This is a genomic window from Nocardioides sp. LHD-245 (genome assembly GCF_030929495.1).
GTDB lineage: Bacteria > Actinomycetota > Actinomycetes > Propionibacteriales > Nocardioidaceae > Nocardioides.
Genome location: NZ_JAVFWN010000002.1, coordinates 230,584 through 245,066, shown reverse-complemented (window position 1 = coordinate 245,066; position 14,483 = coordinate 230,584). Strand labels below are relative to the sequence as shown.

Below are 14,483 nucleotides of genomic sequence, written 5' to 3'. Positions count from 1 at the left end.
TGGGAGGATCCGGTCATGGATCTCGGAACCCGACCCCGTTCGACAGCCTCGCTGCTGTCGCGGCTGGGTGCTGGGATCGAGGCCCGCGACCGGCTCCTCGTGGAGGAGTGGGCCGGCATCGTCGAGTGGGCGAGCGACCACGTGATCGCCGGTCCTGAGGGGGTCGCGACGATCACCGAGGGCTATCTCGATACCGGGGTCCCGATCGCCGGGCCGGGTGCGCCGTTGGTGTCGGAGTTCGGGTTGATGGAGCTGGTCGCGGTGCTGGGCCGGTCTCCGGATGGTGGGAAGGCGTATGTCGGGCGGGTCATCGAGTGCGCGTGGCGGCTCCCGAACGTCTACGCCGCCGTCACCGCGGGTCGGTTGGCGCCGTGGCGGGCCGAGCGGATCGCCGACCTCACCCGGAGTCTGTCGGCTGAGGCGGCGGGGTTCGTGGACCGGCAGCTCTGGGATGCCTCGGGGGTCGGGTGGGCCCAGCTCGAGCGACTCGTTGCCGAGGCGGTGCTCCGGTTCGACCCCGAACGCGCCGAGGCCGAGCGACAGAGGGCCGCCGACCAGCGCCGGTTCGATGTCGGCGCCGTCGATGAGCACGGTCTGGTCCACCTCGACGGGCTCCTGGATGCCGCCGACGGTCACGACCTCGACCTCGCGGTCGCCCGCCGAGCCGAGGTCCTGGGCAGGCTGGGTGACGACAGTGCTCTGGATGTGCGACGGTCGAAGGCTGCTGCCGAGCTGGCCCGCGACGACCTCGCCCTGGATCTGTTGATCCCCGACCCCGACACCGGAGAGGTCGCCACCAGCCCGGGCCGCAAGGTCGTGCTGAACGTGCACGTCACCGACACCACCATCACCGGCACCACGATCACCGGGGACAACCCGTTCGGGAACCCCGTCGGCCGGTGGGAGGAGGGCCGCTGCCCGATCTCCTCGGCGCAGATCCGTGAGTGGCTGCGGACCAAGGACACGACCGTGATCGTGCGGCCGGTGATCGATCTGGCCGACCATGTCCCCGTCGGCTCCTATGAGATCCCCGACCGGCACCGCGCCCGGGTGATCTTGCGGGACCAGACCTGTCGGTTCCCGCACTGCACCCGCCCGGCCACCCGTTGCGACGTCGACCATGCCCGCCCCTACGGCGAGGGCGGGCCGACGTGTCCGTGCAACGAGGTCGCGCTATGCCGGCGGCACCATCGCGCGAAGACCCACTCGACCTGGCGCTACGACACCCCGGCACCAGCGACCTATGTGTGGACCAGCCCGACCGGCCACCGGTTCCGGGTCGATCACCGCGGCACCCACCCCATCCGGACCACCTCGCCACCCGACGAGTAGCCACCCCGCCCCGGACCCCGTAGGAGCATGAGCCTGCGGGGGTTGAGGCATGTCCGGACCCGGCCGGGCAGGTCATGGTGCCGGGGGAGTCGGCGTACGTCGAGCCCGGCGCCGCCGAGCGGCAGCGTGTGCCTCGCGGAGCAGGACCAGCGCCGGCACCAGGGTCGCCGGTCCGGGAGCGATGATCGCGACCCAGCCCTGGGCCCGGTAGACGGGGTGGGGGAGCAGGGTGTCGGCGGCGGCGGGATCGTCCGCACCGGTCCAGGCTCCCGGCCCGTCCCCGAGCAGGTCCGCGAACCGGGCCTTCCCGACGTGGATGTTGAGCCGCCAGCGGCCGGGTGGGTCCAGGCGACTGGTGGCGTCGTCGGGGTAGTCCTTGGTCACGATGGTCGCGAACGGCTGCTCGGTGCGGGGCACCTCACCGTCAGGCGCGACGTAGAAGAAGTGGTCGCCCCAGGCGATCTCGGGGAACTCACTCCCGGTGGTCGGGGCGAGCTCCAGGACGTCCGGCAAGGAACGGAGCACGTCGAGGATCTGCTCCATACTGGTGGCTGTCGTCATGGTTCGAGTGTGGAGTTGAAGTGCTAGTGGAGGGTTCGACCGCAGACATCGCCCGAGCGAGCGGCTACTCGGCCCAGCAGGTGCGCAATCTGGAGGCGCTCGGCGTGATTCCGGCGGCCGAGCGGACGCCGGCCGGATACCGACGGTTCTCCACGGTCCACGTGCGCGACCTCGGCGCCTACCGCGACCTCGCCCTGGCCGTCGGGCCGGTCGTCGCGCGGCGGGTGCTGCGCGACCTGCGCGCGCTCAGTGTCGAGGATGCGACGGCGCTGGTCGGCGCGCTTCACGCCAGGCTCGTTCTCGAGCGGGAGCAGGCACTCGCCGCCCGCGCGGCTCTCATCGCGGTGAGCGGCGAGGCCGACACTGATGCACCTGCTGACGAGGCCGACACGATGACGATCACCGAGTTGTCGGAGGCGCTCGGCGTGCGTGCCTCGACCCTCCGATTCTGGGAGCAGGAGGGGCTCGTCGCTCCGGAGCGGATCGCCACCCGCTCCGGCACCGCCCGGCGTTATCCCGTGGCCGCTGTCCGCGAGGCCCGGATCGTGGTCGCCCTGCGCGCGGCCGGCTATCGGATCCCTGAGGTGCGGGACGCGCTGGGCGCGGTCCGCGAGCTCGGCGACACCGCGCGCTCGCTCGAGGCACTGGACGCCCGGGTGGCCGCCATCGCCCACCGGGTGCTGGCGTTGCTGCGGGCCGGCGCGGTCCTCGCCGCGATCGTCAGCCCGCAGTCCGCGCCGCCTCGGCCGCCCGCTCCACCCACTTCGGGATCTCGCCGTAGCGCTGGCTCGGGATGAGCCGGCCGGCGGCGGACTCCTCGACCAGCTGGGCCATCCGGCGGTCGCGGGTCGCCTCCTGCTTGGCGGTGATCACCCAGTTGGTGCAGATCCGGCGATAGGTGTTGGTGGCGGCCTCCCAGAAGGCGGTGGCCGCGGGGGAGGCGACGAGCTGGGCGGCGTAGGCCGGTGGCAGCACCATCGCGGGGTCGGCCTCGTGCGTGTAGGGCGCCACGTCGCGGCGCCGCTGCTCCCAGATCGCCAGCCCGGACGGCTGCATCCGGCCCTCGGCCCGCAGCTTGTCGACGAGGTCGATGTTGACCTTGCTCCAGATGCTCGTCCGGCGGCGCGGCGTCCAGCGCTGGCGGGTGGCGTCCTCGTCGATGCGCTGGGCGACGGAGTCGATCCAGCCCCAGCACAGCGCCTCGGGGACCGCCTGCGCCCAGGTGAGACCACGGTCGGGAACGTGCTTCTTGTAGAGGCCCATCCACAGCTCGGTCTCGGTGTCGTGATGGGCGGCCAGCCAGGCGCCGAACTCCTCGGCGTCGGCGAAGAACCGGGCGGGGCGCTCGGCGGAGCCGCCCATCCGGCCGGGGATCTCGTCCTGCGACATGGCGCCAGCCTCCCACCGGGCGCCGACATCCGGCCGTCATCCGCGAAGATGGCGCCATGACGGCTGGCGAGAGCAGGCCCACGGTGGCGATCGGCGCCCTCGGCGGCACCATCGCGTCGACGTCCAGCGCGGCCGACGGCAGCGAGATCGTGCCGACCCTGACCGCGGAGCGGCTCGCGGCCGCCGTGCCGGGCCTGGCGGAGATCGCGACCGTCCGCGCCCAGACGCTGGCCCGGCTGCCGAGTCCCTCGCTCGACGAGCCGACGGTCCTGCGGACCCTCGGCTGGGCGCGGGCGGCCGTCGACGCGGGTGCGCAGGGCGTCGTCGTCACGCAGGGCACCGACACCCTGGAGGAGTCGGCCTACCTGCTCGACCTGTTCTGGGACCGCCCCGAGCCGCTCGTCGTGACGGGCGCGATGCGCTCGTCGCAGGCCGCCGGCGCGGACGGCCCGGCCAACCTGCTCACCGCCGTGCGCTGCGCGCTGGCGCCGGTCTCGCGGGAGCGCGGCGTGCTCGTCGCCTTCGACGACGAGCTGCACCAGGCCCGCTGGGTGGCGAAGACCGACTCGATGTCGACCGGCGCCTTCCGCTCCCCGGTGTTCGGGCCGATCGGCCGCTGCGTCGAGGCAGAGGTCGTGTACGGCGTGCCCGCCACGCGGGTGCCGCCGCTGCGGATGTCCCCGGGCCAGGAGACCGGTGATCCGCGCGTCCCGCTGGTCGCGACCTATCTCGGAGACGACGGCTCCGTGCTCGACGCGATCCGGGCTGACGGGGCGAGCCGGCTCGACGGGGTGGTCATCGCCGGTTTCGGCGCGGGGCACGTGGCGGCGCGGATGGCCGAGGCCGTGGGACGGACGGCCGCTCAGGTCCCGGTGGTCTTCGCCTCGCGGACCGGTTCGGGCCCCACGGGGCGGGCGATGTACGGCTATCCGGGCTCGGAGGTCGACCTCACCGCCCGCGGCGCCGTCGGTGCCGGCTGGCTGTCACCGGTCAAGGCCCGGCTGCTGCTGTGGGCGCTCGCGGCGCGCGGACCGGTCACCCGCGACGAGCTGGTCGCCGCGTTCGGCCTGCGCGGGCGTCCCTGACCGCTAGCCCAGCCCGGACGGGGTGTCGGGCGGGCGATGGGGCAGCACGTTCGCGACGTAGTCGCGCGCGGAGTCGAAGATGTCGACCTCGTGACCGGCCTCGGCGGAGAGCGCCCAGCGGTGCTCCATCACCTCGTGGAAGTACTCCGGGGCGGAGATGGCGCGACGCAGCGCGGCCGGCAGCAGGTCCACGATCGGCGTGTAGACGCTGGTCAGCCAGCGTCGGGCGACCACCTCGCGGTCCTCGTCGTCGTAGCCGCCGTGGGCGGTGAAGGCCGCCAGGTCGTTGAGCAGCTTGCGGGCCTGGCTGTCCTCGGCGACCAGCCCGGTGAGCTCGCGCAGCTCCCGCCGGTGGTGGCCGGCCTCGACGACCTTGGGCTGGATCCGGACCCGGTCCGAGTCCGTCTGGACGTCCAGCTCGTCGACATCGAAGCCGAGGTCGTTGAGACGCGCGATCCGCTGCTCGACGCGGTACCACTCGTCGGCGCCGAACTCCTCCACGGCGGTCAGCTCGTCCCACAGCGCGTGGTAGCGCTCCGCGAGCTGGTCGACGATCGCGAACGCGTCGACCTCGATGTCCGTGTCGCCGCTGGCCTGGAGGTCCATCAGCTCGGCGAAGATGTTCTCGACCCCCACCGTCACGTCCTGCTCACGCATCGCGTCGGACACCGACGACCGCAGCTCACCGGTCTCGGCGTCGACGAGGAAGGCCGCGAAACCCCCGGCGCTGCGGCGGAAGAGCGCGTTCGAGAGTGAGACGTCGCCCCAGAAGAAGCCCGCGAGGTGCAGCCGCACGAGGAGAACGACGAGCGCGTCGACCAGCGCCGGGACCTGGTCGGACCGCAGCCCGTGCTGGAAGACGGTGCGATACGGGAGCGAGTAGTGCAGGTGCTCGGTGAGCAGGGCCGCGGGCAGCCGCTCGCCGTCCGCGGTGGTCCGACCCGTCACCACGCCCCGGGGTACGACGGCCGGCTGGTCGAGGCGCTGGAGGTCGCGCAGGAGGTCGTACTCCCGCAGCGCGATCGCCTCCTCGGTCTCCTTCGCCGCGAGGAACTGCCGGTTCACCTGGACCACCCGCACGACGTGCCGGGACAGGCCGAGGGGGAGCGGCACGACGTACCAGTCCTCCCATTCCGCCAGCGGGCGCGACCAGGGCAGCCGGAACAGGGCCGGGTCGGTGCGAGCGGCGACGACATGCAGCGCCATGCCGGAAACCTACGACGTCTGAACCGGCACGTCACGGGCACCTGTCCGGCACGGGGTCGTGGACAAAGGCTCCGACTGGGGGTAGGACTGGGTGACACACGCCACACTCTGGGAGGGGTGATCGAGGCGATGAGATCGACGATCCGTCCGTTCGGACGGGGATCCCGGCGTCGACGCGCCGCGCTCGCGGTCGTCGGGGCGCTCGCGGCCGGGAGCCTCGCCGCCTGCGGTGGGTCCGGGAAGCCGGTGCTCAACTGGTACGTCAACCCCGACGGGGTCGACACCTTCGAGAAGTACGCCAAGGAGTGCAGCACGGGCGACTACGACCTCGAGGTGCAGCTGCTCCCCAACGGCGCCACGGACCAGCGCACCCAGCTCGCCCGGCGCCTGGCGGCGGAGGACTCCTCGACCGACCTGATGAACCTCGACCCCGTCTTCGTGGCGGAGTTCGCCAACGCGGGCTGGCTGCAGGAGGTGACCGGCGACCTCGCCGACGCGATCACCGGCAGCGTCGAGGGCGAGGGCGACTACCTCTCCGGCGCCGCCGAGACCGTCACCTGGGACGACAAGGTCTACGCGATCCCGCTGTGGGCCAACACCCAGGTGCTCTGGTACCGCAAGTCGCTCGCGCAGGCGGCCGGCCTCGACATGACCCAGCCGGTCACCTGGGACCAGGTGATCCAGGCCGCGGCCGACAACGGCGGCACGGTCGGCGTCCAGGCCAACAAGTACGAGGCCTACGTCGTGTGGATCAACGCCCTGGTCCAGGGCGCCGGCGGCGACATCGTCTCCGACACCGAGGCCGGGCGGGACGCGAAGGTCGACATCGACTCCGACGCGGGTCGCAAGGCCGCCGAGGTCATCAAGGAGCTCGCCGACTCGAAGGCGGCCCAGCCGGACCTGACGGTCTCCAACGAGGGCACCAGCCTCGGGCAGATGTTCCCGGCCGACGGCGCCGGGGAGTTCATGGTCAACTGGACGTTCGTCTACAAGAACTACGAGGGCCTGGTCGGGGGAGACGTCACCGAGCAGCAGTTCGCCGACCTCGGGTGGGCCCGCTACCCCGCGACGGTCGAGGGCGAGGAGTCGAAGCCGCCGATCGGCGGGATCGACATCGGCGTCGGTGCCTACAGCGAGCACCCCGACTTCGCGATGGAGGCGGCCCGCTGCATCACCTCGGAGCAGGCGCAGGTGGACCTGGCGCTCGACAACGGCCTGATGCCCTCGACCAACGCGGCCTACGACAAGGTGGTCGCCAGCGGTGACTACCCGGCCGACCTCATCGAGCTGTTCCGCACCAGCGTCGACGAGGGTGGCCCCCGGCCCAAGAGCGCCTTCTACGCGATGATCTCGGGCGCCATCCAGGCGCAGTGGCACTCGCCGAACTCGGTCGACCCGGCGAAGACGCCGGAGGAGTCGGCGACCTACCTGAAGGACGTGCTGGAAGGGAAGTCGCTGCTGTGAGCACCGTGACCGCACCCGTCAAGGGCAAGCCCGCCAAGGCCGCAGTCAGCGACCGCTCCCGGGCGGAGACCCGCCTGGGCCAGAAGCTGGTCGCGCCCGCGATCGTGCTGATGCTGCTGGTGACGGCGTTCCCGATGCTGCGGGCGCTCTACCTGTCCACCTTCGACTACGCCCTCACCGCCCCCGACGACCGCAACTTCGTCGGAGTCAGCAACTACCTCACCGCCCTGACCGACCCGCTGTTCTGGCAGACCACCGCGATCACCGTTCTCTACATGGTGGTGACCGTGGCCGTCGAGCTGGTGATCGGCTTCGCGTTCGCCATGGTCATGCACCGGGTGATCTTCGCCCGCGGCATCATCCGGACCTCGATCCTGATCCCGTACGGCATCATCACCGTGGTCTCGGGCTTCGCGTGGCAGTTCGCGTTCTCCTTCCAGAACGGCTTCGTCAACGGGTGGCTGCCCTTCGTCGGCGACGACTTCAACTGGTTCGGCGAGACCGGCTCCGCGGTGATCGCGATCATGGTCTCGGAGATCTGGAAGACCACCCCGTTCATGTCGCTGCTGCTGCTCGCCGGGCTGGCGCAGGTCAGCGAGGACATGATCGAGGCGGCGAAGGTCGACGGCGCCACCTGGACGCAGCGGCTGACCAAGGTGATCCTGCCGAACATGCGGGCGGCGATCATGGTCGCCGTCCTGTTCCGGGCCCTCGACGCCTACCGGATCTTCGACAACATCTTCGTGATGACCGCCGGCGCGGTGAAGACCGAGTCGATCAGCTTCCTGACCTACCGCCAGACCATCGAGCAGTTCCAGCTCGGCATGGGCTCAGCGCTCTCGGTGCTGCTGTTCCTCTCGGTCCTGGTGGTGGCGTTCGCGATCGTCAAGGTCTTCCGCGTCGACCTGGCGCAGGCACGGCAGGAGTGATGAGATGAAGAACCAGCTCCGCAACCGGGTCGGCATCATCGTCGGCTGCGTCCTGATCATGATCTGGTGCCTGCTGCCCGTGGCCTGGATCATCTCGCTGTCCTTCAAGTCCGAGACCGCGATCACCAACGGCAGCCCGGGCTTCTTCCCCTCCGACGGGGGTGGCGCGGGATGGGACAACTACCAGGCGGTGTGGGACAACGAGCAGTTCCGCCGCGCGATCTTCAACTCGATCGGCATCAGTCTGATCGCGACCCTGCTCTCGGTCGTCGTGGCCACGCTGGCGGCGTACGCGATCGCCCGGCTGGAGTTCCGCGGCAAGAAGGCCGTGCTCACCATCGCCCTGGCGATCGCGATGTTCCCGGTGGTCTCGCTGGTGGGCCCGCTGTTCGACATGTGGCGGGCGATCGGGCTCTACGACACCTGGCCGGGCCTGATCATCCCGTACATGTCGTTCACCCTGCCGCTGGCCATCTGGACGCTGTCGGCGTTCTTCCGGGAGATCCCGTGGGAGATGGAGCAGGCCGCGCAGGTCGACGGCGCGACGTCGTGGCAGGCCTTCCGCAAGGTGATCGTGCCGCTGGCGGCGCCGGGCGTCTTCACCGCCGCGATCCTGACCTTCTTCTTCGCCTGGAACGACTTCGTGTTCGGTATCTCGCTCACCTCGACCGAGAACGCCCGCCCGATCCCGGCGTCCCTGTCGTTCTTCGTCGGCTCCGACCCGTTCAACCGGCCGGCCTCGCTGCTCGCCGCGGGAGCGGTCATCGCGACCATCCCGATCGTCGTCATCGTCCTGATCTTCCAGCGCAAGATCGTCGCCGGCCTGACCTCCGGCGCCGTGAAGGGGTGAACCACTGATGGCTGCCATCACGATGAAGAACATCGTCAAGCAGTACGGCGACGGCTTCCCGGCCGTCAACGACGTCTCGATCGACGTCGCCGACGGGGAGTTCATGATCCTCGTCGGCCCCTCCGGCTGCGGGAAGTCCACCCTGCTGCGGATGATCGTGGGCCTGGAGGACATCACCTCGGGCGACATGATGATCGGGGACAAGCGGGTCAACGACCTCGCGCCGCGCGAGCGCAACCTCGCCATGGTGTTCCAGAACTATGCGCTCTACCCGCACCTGACGGTCTACGAGAACATCGCCTTCCCGCTCCGGCTGGCCAAGAAGCCGGACAGCGAGGTCGACCGACTGGTGCGGGAGGCCTCGGCCACCCTGGAGCTCGACGAGCACCTCGAGCGCAAGCCCGGCAACCTCTCCGGCGGCCAGCGGCAGCGGGTCGCCATGGGCCGGGCGATCGTCCGGCAGGCCGACGCGTTCCTCTTCGACGAGCCGCTGTCCAACCTCGACGCCAAGCTGCGCGGCCAGATGCGCACCGAGATCGCCCGGCTGCAGAAGCGGCTCGGCATCACCACCGTCTACGTGACCCACGACCAGACCGAGGCGATGACCCTCGGTGACCGGGTCGCCGTCCTCAAGCGCGGACTCCTCCAGCAGCTCGCGACGCCGCGCGAGCTCTACGAGAACCCCGGCAACCTGTTCGTCGCCGGCTTCATCGGCTCACCACCGATGAACTTCCTGCCGGCCACCGTCGAGGGCAACCGGGTGCAGCTGCCGTTCGGCAGCGTCGACATCCCGGCCGAGAAGGCCGAGCGGTCCGCCGGGCGCGGCCTGCTCATCGCCGGCATCCGGCCCGAGCACTTCGAGGACGCCTCCCTGGCCGCCGCCGAGGGCCGCACCGGGTCGACCTTCTCCGCGAAGGTGGATGCCGTCGAGTGGCTGGGCAACGAGACCTACGCCTACATCCCGTTCGAGGCGCCCGACGAGGTGAAGCAGCAGCTGCACCAGCTGGAGAAGGACCTCGACGGCGAGGCGATGCGCACCCAGCTCGTCGTCTCGCTCGACGGCGCCAGCCGGATCGCGGAGGGACAGGACGCCGAGATCTGGGTCGACGGTCGCCGGATCCACCTCTTCGACCCGGCGTCGGGAGAGAACCTCACCGTCGACCACACCCGCGCAGGACGGCTGCCCGGACGGGAGGGGGCGGGCGCCGGGGTGAGCGCCTGACCGCGATGGTCAGGCCGGCCGGCGCGCCCGGTCCGCCGTGCGCCGGATGCCGCGGGTGAAGGTCGGGAACAGCGCGGCCGGCAGGTCGTGGCCCCACCCCGGGATCACGACCAGCTCGGCGCCGTGGATCGCCGTGGCGCTCGCTCGTCCGCCGGACACGTGGACCATCTTGTCCGCCAGTCCGTGCATGACCAGGGTCGGCACCCGCAGGTCCGCCAGGCGGCGGGTGCGGTCGGGCTGGGTGAGCACGGCCATCATCTGCCGCAGGACGCCGGCCTCGTCGATGCCGCGGTCCCAGGTCTCGCCGGCGCGGCGACGCAGCTCGGCCTCGTCCAGCGGGAAGCCGGGGGAGCCGATGATCCGCCACACGACCAGCGCACGGCGGATGTAGGCCTCCCGGCCCGGGCCGCGCGGGGTGACCAGGGTGGGCAGCAGTGCGGGGCTCTGCCAGCCGACGCCGCGCCGTCCGGTGGTCGACATCATGCTGGTCAGGCTGCGCACCCGGCCTGGAGCCTCGAGCGCCATCGTCTGCGCGACCATGCCGCCCATCGAGATACCCACGACATGGGCGGAGTCGAGGCCGAGATGGTCGAGCAGGCCGAAGGCGTCGCCCGCCAGGTCTCCGATGGAGTACGGCGCCGGGCCGGGCGCGCCGACGAAGGCCCGGGCCAGCCGTCCCGTGGTCACCCGTCCACTCATCCGGGTCGAGCGGCCGGTGTCGCGGTTGTCGTAGCGCACGACGTGGAAGCCGGCCTCCGCCAGTCCCTCACACAGCTCCCGCGGCCACCAGGTCATCGGTCCGCCCAGCCCCATCACCAGCAGCAGCGGCTCGCCGGCGGGGTCGCCGAAGGTCTGGTAGCACAGCTCGACGCCGGGGGACACGGGGGCCAGCAGCTCGTCCGAGACGGTCATGCCCCCAGTGTGCCGAAATGCGGGTAGTTGTCCTTTCAACTGGGTACGGTCTGTGACGTGAGCAACACCTTGGCACCCTGGCTCCTGCCGGACGGCTACGGCCGCCCGGCGCTGGCCGCGCTGCTGCGCGAGGGCAGTGTCGTGACCGAGGCCGGCCGGCTCGCGGCCCGCAGTGGCGTGACCCGACGCGCGCGGCGTCGTACCCCGGTCGCGGTGCGTTCGGCCGAGCGGCTCGCCGAGCCCGTCCTGCTGATCCCGGGCTTCCTGGCCGGCGACTGGACCCTCACCGCCATGGCCCGGGACCTGCGCGGCCGCGGGTTCCGCACCTATCGCTCACAGATCCACGCCAACATCGGCTGCACCCTCGGCTCGGCGCTGGCCCTCGAGACCCGTCTGGAGCGGATCGCCGAGCGGCGCGACGCCCGGGTCCTGATCGTCGGTCACAGCCTCGGCGGGATGATCGCCCGCGGTCTCGCCGCCCGACGACCCGACCTGGTGTCGGGCATCGTCACCCTGGGCAGCCCGATGCGGGCGCCGGCGGCCCATCACGCCCTGCTGACCCGCGGGGTGCGACTGCTCAACCGGCTCTCCGACGTCGGGGTCCCCGGTCTGCTGAGCGAGGACTGCGTCGCGGGGGAGTGCGCGCACCTGAGCTTCACCGAGTCGCAGGAGCCGCTGCGTGCCGACGTGGCGATGACCAACATCTACTCGCGCCGCGACGGGATCGTCGACTGGCGGGCCTGCATCGATCCCGCCGGTGTCGCCGTCGAGGTCCGGGCGTCGCACATCGGCATGGCCCTGGACCCGCGGGTGATCGATGTCGTGGCGGCCGCGCTCCTGGTCCCCGACGCGCGTCGTACCGGACAATTCGGTCGCGATTCGGCCTGAATCGCGACCGTGTCGTCCGGTACGACGGTGGACCGGCTCACATCGTGTTGACGATGAGCCCGATGTGGGTGAAGAAGTTCATCGCGCCGAACAGCAGGAACAGGGCGCCGGAGAGAGCCCACAGCCAGCCGGTGACGCGGGCCCAGGCGCCAGTGGTGCCGGTCGAGCGGATCCGGTTCACCAGGACGGCGAAGGCGAGGGCGCCGAGGCCGACGATGCCGATCAGGACCGACATGAAGATCGCCTCGACCAGCGGGTAGTCCGCGAACTCGCCCGAGATGGGCTCCTGCGGGGGAGCGGCGAACAGCTGGTACTTGATGCCGGCCACCGCGATCGCCAGCAGGCTGAGGCCCAGGCCGCCGACGAAGACGGTGATCGGCTGGGCGACGCGCGCCAGCTTCTCGACGGGCTTGCTGGAGGCCAGCGCGTCGGTGCCGCGCTTCCAGAGGTAGAGCGCCGCACCGACCAGCAGGACGCCGAACCCGAGGCTGGTCTCACCGAAGATGATGTTGTCGAAGGGGAATCCGCCGGCGGCGAGCGGCCAGGTCAGCGTCATGTGCAGACCGGTCGCGGTCAGGATGCCGCCGAGGACGCCGAAGGTGAGCGCCCAGCCGTCGGCCTCGACCTCCTGCGGGGAGGTGAGGAGCTGGCGGCCCAGCATCACCAGTCCGATCAGCGCGGCGCCGACGGCGACCGCCATGATCGTGTTGTACGTGGGCATGTTCGCCCAGTCGATCTTCAGGCCCTCCTGGGCCACCAGGGTGTTCATCGTGCTGCACCTCGAGTCGAACCGTGGGGCCGGATCTCGGCCCTCGCTCAACTGAACATATACGCGCGTTTAGTTATTCCGGCTGGAGGGCCGCCCGTAGGGTGGCGCCGTGGCTACCGCACCCCGCCCGAAGGCCCGCGCGCGCAGCGCGCAGCGCCAGCAGGCGATGGTCGACGCCGCCGCCCGCCTGCTCATCGAGGAGGGGCCGGACGCCGTGACCCACCGCCGGGTCGCCGCCGCAGCCGGGGTTCCGGCCGGATCGGCCGGCTACTACTTCCCGACCCGTCAGGAGCTGTACGCCGCCGCGGTCGCCGCCGCCGAACGGGTCCGCTCCGCCGGCGCCGCCGAGCGCGCCCGGTCACTGCCGCGGCGCCGCCGCTCGGCGAGCGCCACCGCGGCGCTGCTCCTCGAGGTGCTCTACGCGCCCGCGCTCGACGGCGCCGTGGTCACCCGCCGGCTGCAGCCGATGCTCGCGGCCACGGCGGATCCCGACCTGCGCCCGATCATGGCCGCCTCCCGGCCCGCCCTGCTGGACGCGCTACGCGAGGCCCTGGAGCGGTGCGGCTGGGCGGAGGTCGCGGCGAGCCGGCACTTCGACCTGGTCGTGCGGATGCTCGACGCGGCGCTGCTCTACGGCGCGGCCACCGGCGACGAGGACCCGGTGGCCGACGCCGTCACCGACGTGGCGCGCCTGCTGGAGCTGGTCCGCGATGCGCGACCCGTCGCAGGTTGAATCCCCTGACGCGCCGAACCGTCGCAGATTGAATCCCCCGGCGCGCCGAACCGTCGCAGATTGAATCCCCTGACGAGCCGACCCGTCGCACGGGTCAGTCGAAGTCGATGCTGCTGAAGCCGCGGAGCTTCGAGAGCTGGTGCTCGGAGGTGATGGTGCGGATCGTGCCGCTGCGCGAGCGCATCACCAGCGACTGGGTGACGGCGCCGCCGGCGCGGTAGCGGACGCCGCGGACCAGCTCGCCGTCGGTGATGCCGGTGGCGACGAAGAAGCAGTCGTCGCCGGTGACCAGGGTGTCGGTGGTGAGGATGTGGTCGGGGTCGAGGTCGTGACCGGCGTCGATGGCGCGCTGGCGCTCCTCGTCGTCGGCGGGCCACAGTCGGCCCTGGATGGTGCCGCCCATGGCCTTCATCGCGCAGGCGGCGATGATGCCCTCGGGGGTGCCGCCGATGCCCATCAGCAGGTCGATGCCGGTGTCGGCGCGGGCCGCCATGATCGCGCCCGCGACGTCGCCGTCGGTGATGAACTTGATCCGGGCGCCGGTCGCCCGGATCTCCTCGACCAGGGTCGCGTGCCGCGGCCGGTCGAGGAGGACGACGGTGACGTCGGACGGGTTGGAGCCCTTGGACTTGGCGACCTGGTGGATGTTCTCGGCGACGGGGTAGCGGATGTCGACGACCTCGGCGGCCTCGGGACCGGTGACGAGCTTCTCCATGTAGAACACCGCGGACGGGTCGTACATGGTGCCGCGCGGGGCGACGGCGAGCACGGCGACCGCGTTGGCCATGCCCTTGGCGGTCAGGGTGGTGCCGTCGATCGGGTCGACCGCGACATCGCACTCGGGGCCGGTGCCGTCGCCGACGCTCTCGCCGTTGTAGAGCATCGGGGCGTTGTCCTTCTCGCCCTCGCCGATGACGACGGTGCCGTTCATGCTGACCGACGAGATCATCACCCGCATCGCCTGCACGGCCACGCCGTCGGCGCCGTTCTTGTCGCCGCGCCCGACCCAGCGCCCGGCCGCCATCGCGGCCGCCTCGGTGACGCGCACCAGCTCCAGGGCGAGGTTGCGGTCGGGGGCGGGCGGCTCCACGATGAGGGCTTCGTTCATGAGGCGAACCTTATCGTTCCGCGCGGTCCACCCCG

15 protein-coding genes are annotated in these 14,483 nt (G+C 71.4%); 9 read left to right on the top strand and 6 right to left on the bottom strand.

Going from position 1 to position 14,483, the window contains the following annotated elements; genetic code table 11:
• Positions 1-15: 15 nt before the first annotated feature.
• Positions 16-1,332 (top strand): DUF222 domain-containing protein, encoded by a 1,317-nt coding sequence (locus RB608_RS03805; RefSeq protein ID WP_308086474.1) that lies wholly within the window; start codon positions 16-18, stop codon positions 1,330-1,332.
• Positions 1,333-1,404: 72 nt separating this feature from the next.
• On the opposite strand, the gene RB608_RS03800 is transcribed toward RB608_RS03805, so the two are convergent.
• Positions 1,405-1,893 carry a DUF6194 family protein gene (locus tag RB608_RS03800; RefSeq protein ID WP_308086473.1) on the bottom strand — a complete coding sequence of 163 codons (489 nt, stop codon included), beginning with the start codon at positions 1,891-1,893 and terminating at the stop codon, positions 1,405-1,407.
• 20 nt (positions 1,894-1,913) lie between these two features.
• Here RB608_RS03800 and RB608_RS03795 point away from each other — a divergent pair, with 20 nt between their 5' ends.
• Positions 1,914-2,690 carry a MerR family transcriptional regulator gene (locus RB608_RS03795; RefSeq protein ID WP_308086472.1) on the top strand — a complete coding sequence of 259 codons (777 nt, stop codon included), beginning with the start codon at positions 1,914-1,916 and terminating at the stop codon, positions 2,688-2,690.
• Here the strand turns inward: RB608_RS03795 and RB608_RS03790 are convergent.
• On the bottom strand, positions 2,614-3,282 hold the full coding sequence (locus RB608_RS03790; RefSeq protein WP_308086471.1) for a YdeI/OmpD-associated family protein: 669 nt from the start codon (positions 3,280-3,282) through the stop codon (positions 2,614-2,616). The two genes, RB608_RS03795 and RB608_RS03790, sit on opposite strands and share 77 nt — an antisense overlap.
• Positions 3,283-3,338: 56 nt before the next feature.
• Between RB608_RS03790 and RB608_RS03785 the strand changes: the two genes are divergently transcribed.
• Positions 3,339-4,367 (top strand): asparaginase, encoded by a 1,029-nt coding sequence (locus RB608_RS03785; protein ID WP_308086470.1) that lies wholly within the window; start codon positions 3,339-3,341, stop codon positions 4,365-4,367.
• A 3-nt stretch (positions 4,368-4,370) separates the two neighbouring features.
• Here the strand turns inward: RB608_RS03785 and RB608_RS03780 are convergent, their stop codons facing one another.
• Entirely contained in the window at positions 4,371-5,573 is a 1,203-nt protein-coding gene (locus RB608_RS03780; RefSeq protein ID WP_308086469.1) for a DUF4032 domain-containing protein, read from the bottom strand.
• Between the two features lie 129 nt (positions 5,574-5,702).
• Between RB608_RS03780 and RB608_RS03775 the strand changes: the two genes are divergently transcribed.
• From RB608_RS03775 to RB608_RS03760, 4 genes are read left to right on the top strand one after another with little or no spacing between them, the layout of a single operon-like run.
• Complete coding sequence (locus RB608_RS03775) at positions 5,703-7,037, top strand: extracellular solute-binding protein (RefSeq protein ID WP_308086468.1); 1,335 nt, start codon at positions 5,703-5,705, stop codon at positions 7,035-7,037.
• A 5-nt stretch (positions 7,038-7,042) separates the two neighbouring features.
• Complete coding sequence (locus tag RB608_RS03770) at positions 7,043-7,966, top strand: sugar ABC transporter permease (protein WP_308086467.1); 924 nt, start codon at positions 7,043-7,045, stop codon at positions 7,964-7,966.
• 4 nt (positions 7,967-7,970) lie between these two features.
• Positions 7,971-8,816 carry a carbohydrate ABC transporter permease gene (locus RB608_RS03765; protein ID WP_308086466.1) on the top strand — a complete coding sequence of 282 codons (846 nt, stop codon included), beginning with the start codon at positions 7,971-7,973 and terminating at the stop codon, positions 8,814-8,816.
• Positions 8,817-8,823: 7 nt separating this feature from the next.
• Positions 8,824-10,038: a sn-glycerol-3-phosphate ABC transporter ATP-binding protein UgpC gene (locus RB608_RS03760; RefSeq protein WP_308086465.1), complete on the top strand. Its 1,215-nt coding sequence runs from the start codon at positions 8,824-8,826 to the stop codon at positions 10,036-10,038.
• Between the two features lie 9 nt (positions 10,039-10,047).
• On the opposite strand, the gene RB608_RS03755 is transcribed toward RB608_RS03760, so the two are convergent.
• Complete coding sequence (locus tag RB608_RS03755; RefSeq protein WP_308086464.1) at positions 10,048-10,950, bottom strand: alpha/beta hydrolase; 903 nt, start codon at positions 10,948-10,950, stop codon at positions 10,048-10,050.
• Positions 10,951-11,007: 57 nt separating this feature from the next.
• Between RB608_RS03755 and RB608_RS03750 the strand changes: the two genes are divergently transcribed.
• Positions 11,008-11,838: an alpha/beta fold hydrolase gene (locus tag RB608_RS03750; RefSeq protein ID WP_308086463.1), complete on the top strand. Its 831-nt coding sequence runs from the start codon at positions 11,008-11,010 to the stop codon at positions 11,836-11,838.
• Positions 11,839-11,875: 37 nt separating this feature from the next.
• Here RB608_RS03750 and RB608_RS03745 read toward each other — a convergent pair whose 3' ends face one another.
• Positions 11,876-12,607 carry a DUF981 family protein gene (locus RB608_RS03745; protein ID WP_308086462.1) on the bottom strand — a complete coding sequence of 244 codons (732 nt, stop codon included), beginning with the start codon at positions 12,605-12,607 and terminating at the stop codon, positions 11,876-11,878.
• Between the two features lie 109 nt (positions 12,608-12,716).
• Here RB608_RS03745 and RB608_RS03740 point away from each other — a divergent pair, with 109 nt between their 5' ends.
• Positions 12,717-13,340, top strand: coding sequence for a TetR family transcriptional regulator (locus RB608_RS03740; RefSeq protein ID WP_308086461.1), 624 nt, complete (start codon positions 12,717-12,719; stop codon positions 13,338-13,340).
• Between the two features lie 94 nt (positions 13,341-13,434).
• Here RB608_RS03740 and glpX read toward each other — a convergent pair whose 3' ends face one another.
• Positions 13,435-14,448: a class II fructose-bisphosphatase gene (gene glpX, locus RB608_RS03735; RefSeq protein ID WP_308086460.1), complete on the bottom strand. Its 1,014-nt coding sequence runs from the start codon at positions 14,446-14,448 to the stop codon at positions 13,435-13,437.
• Between the last annotated feature and the right edge of the window lie 35 nt (positions 14,449-14,483).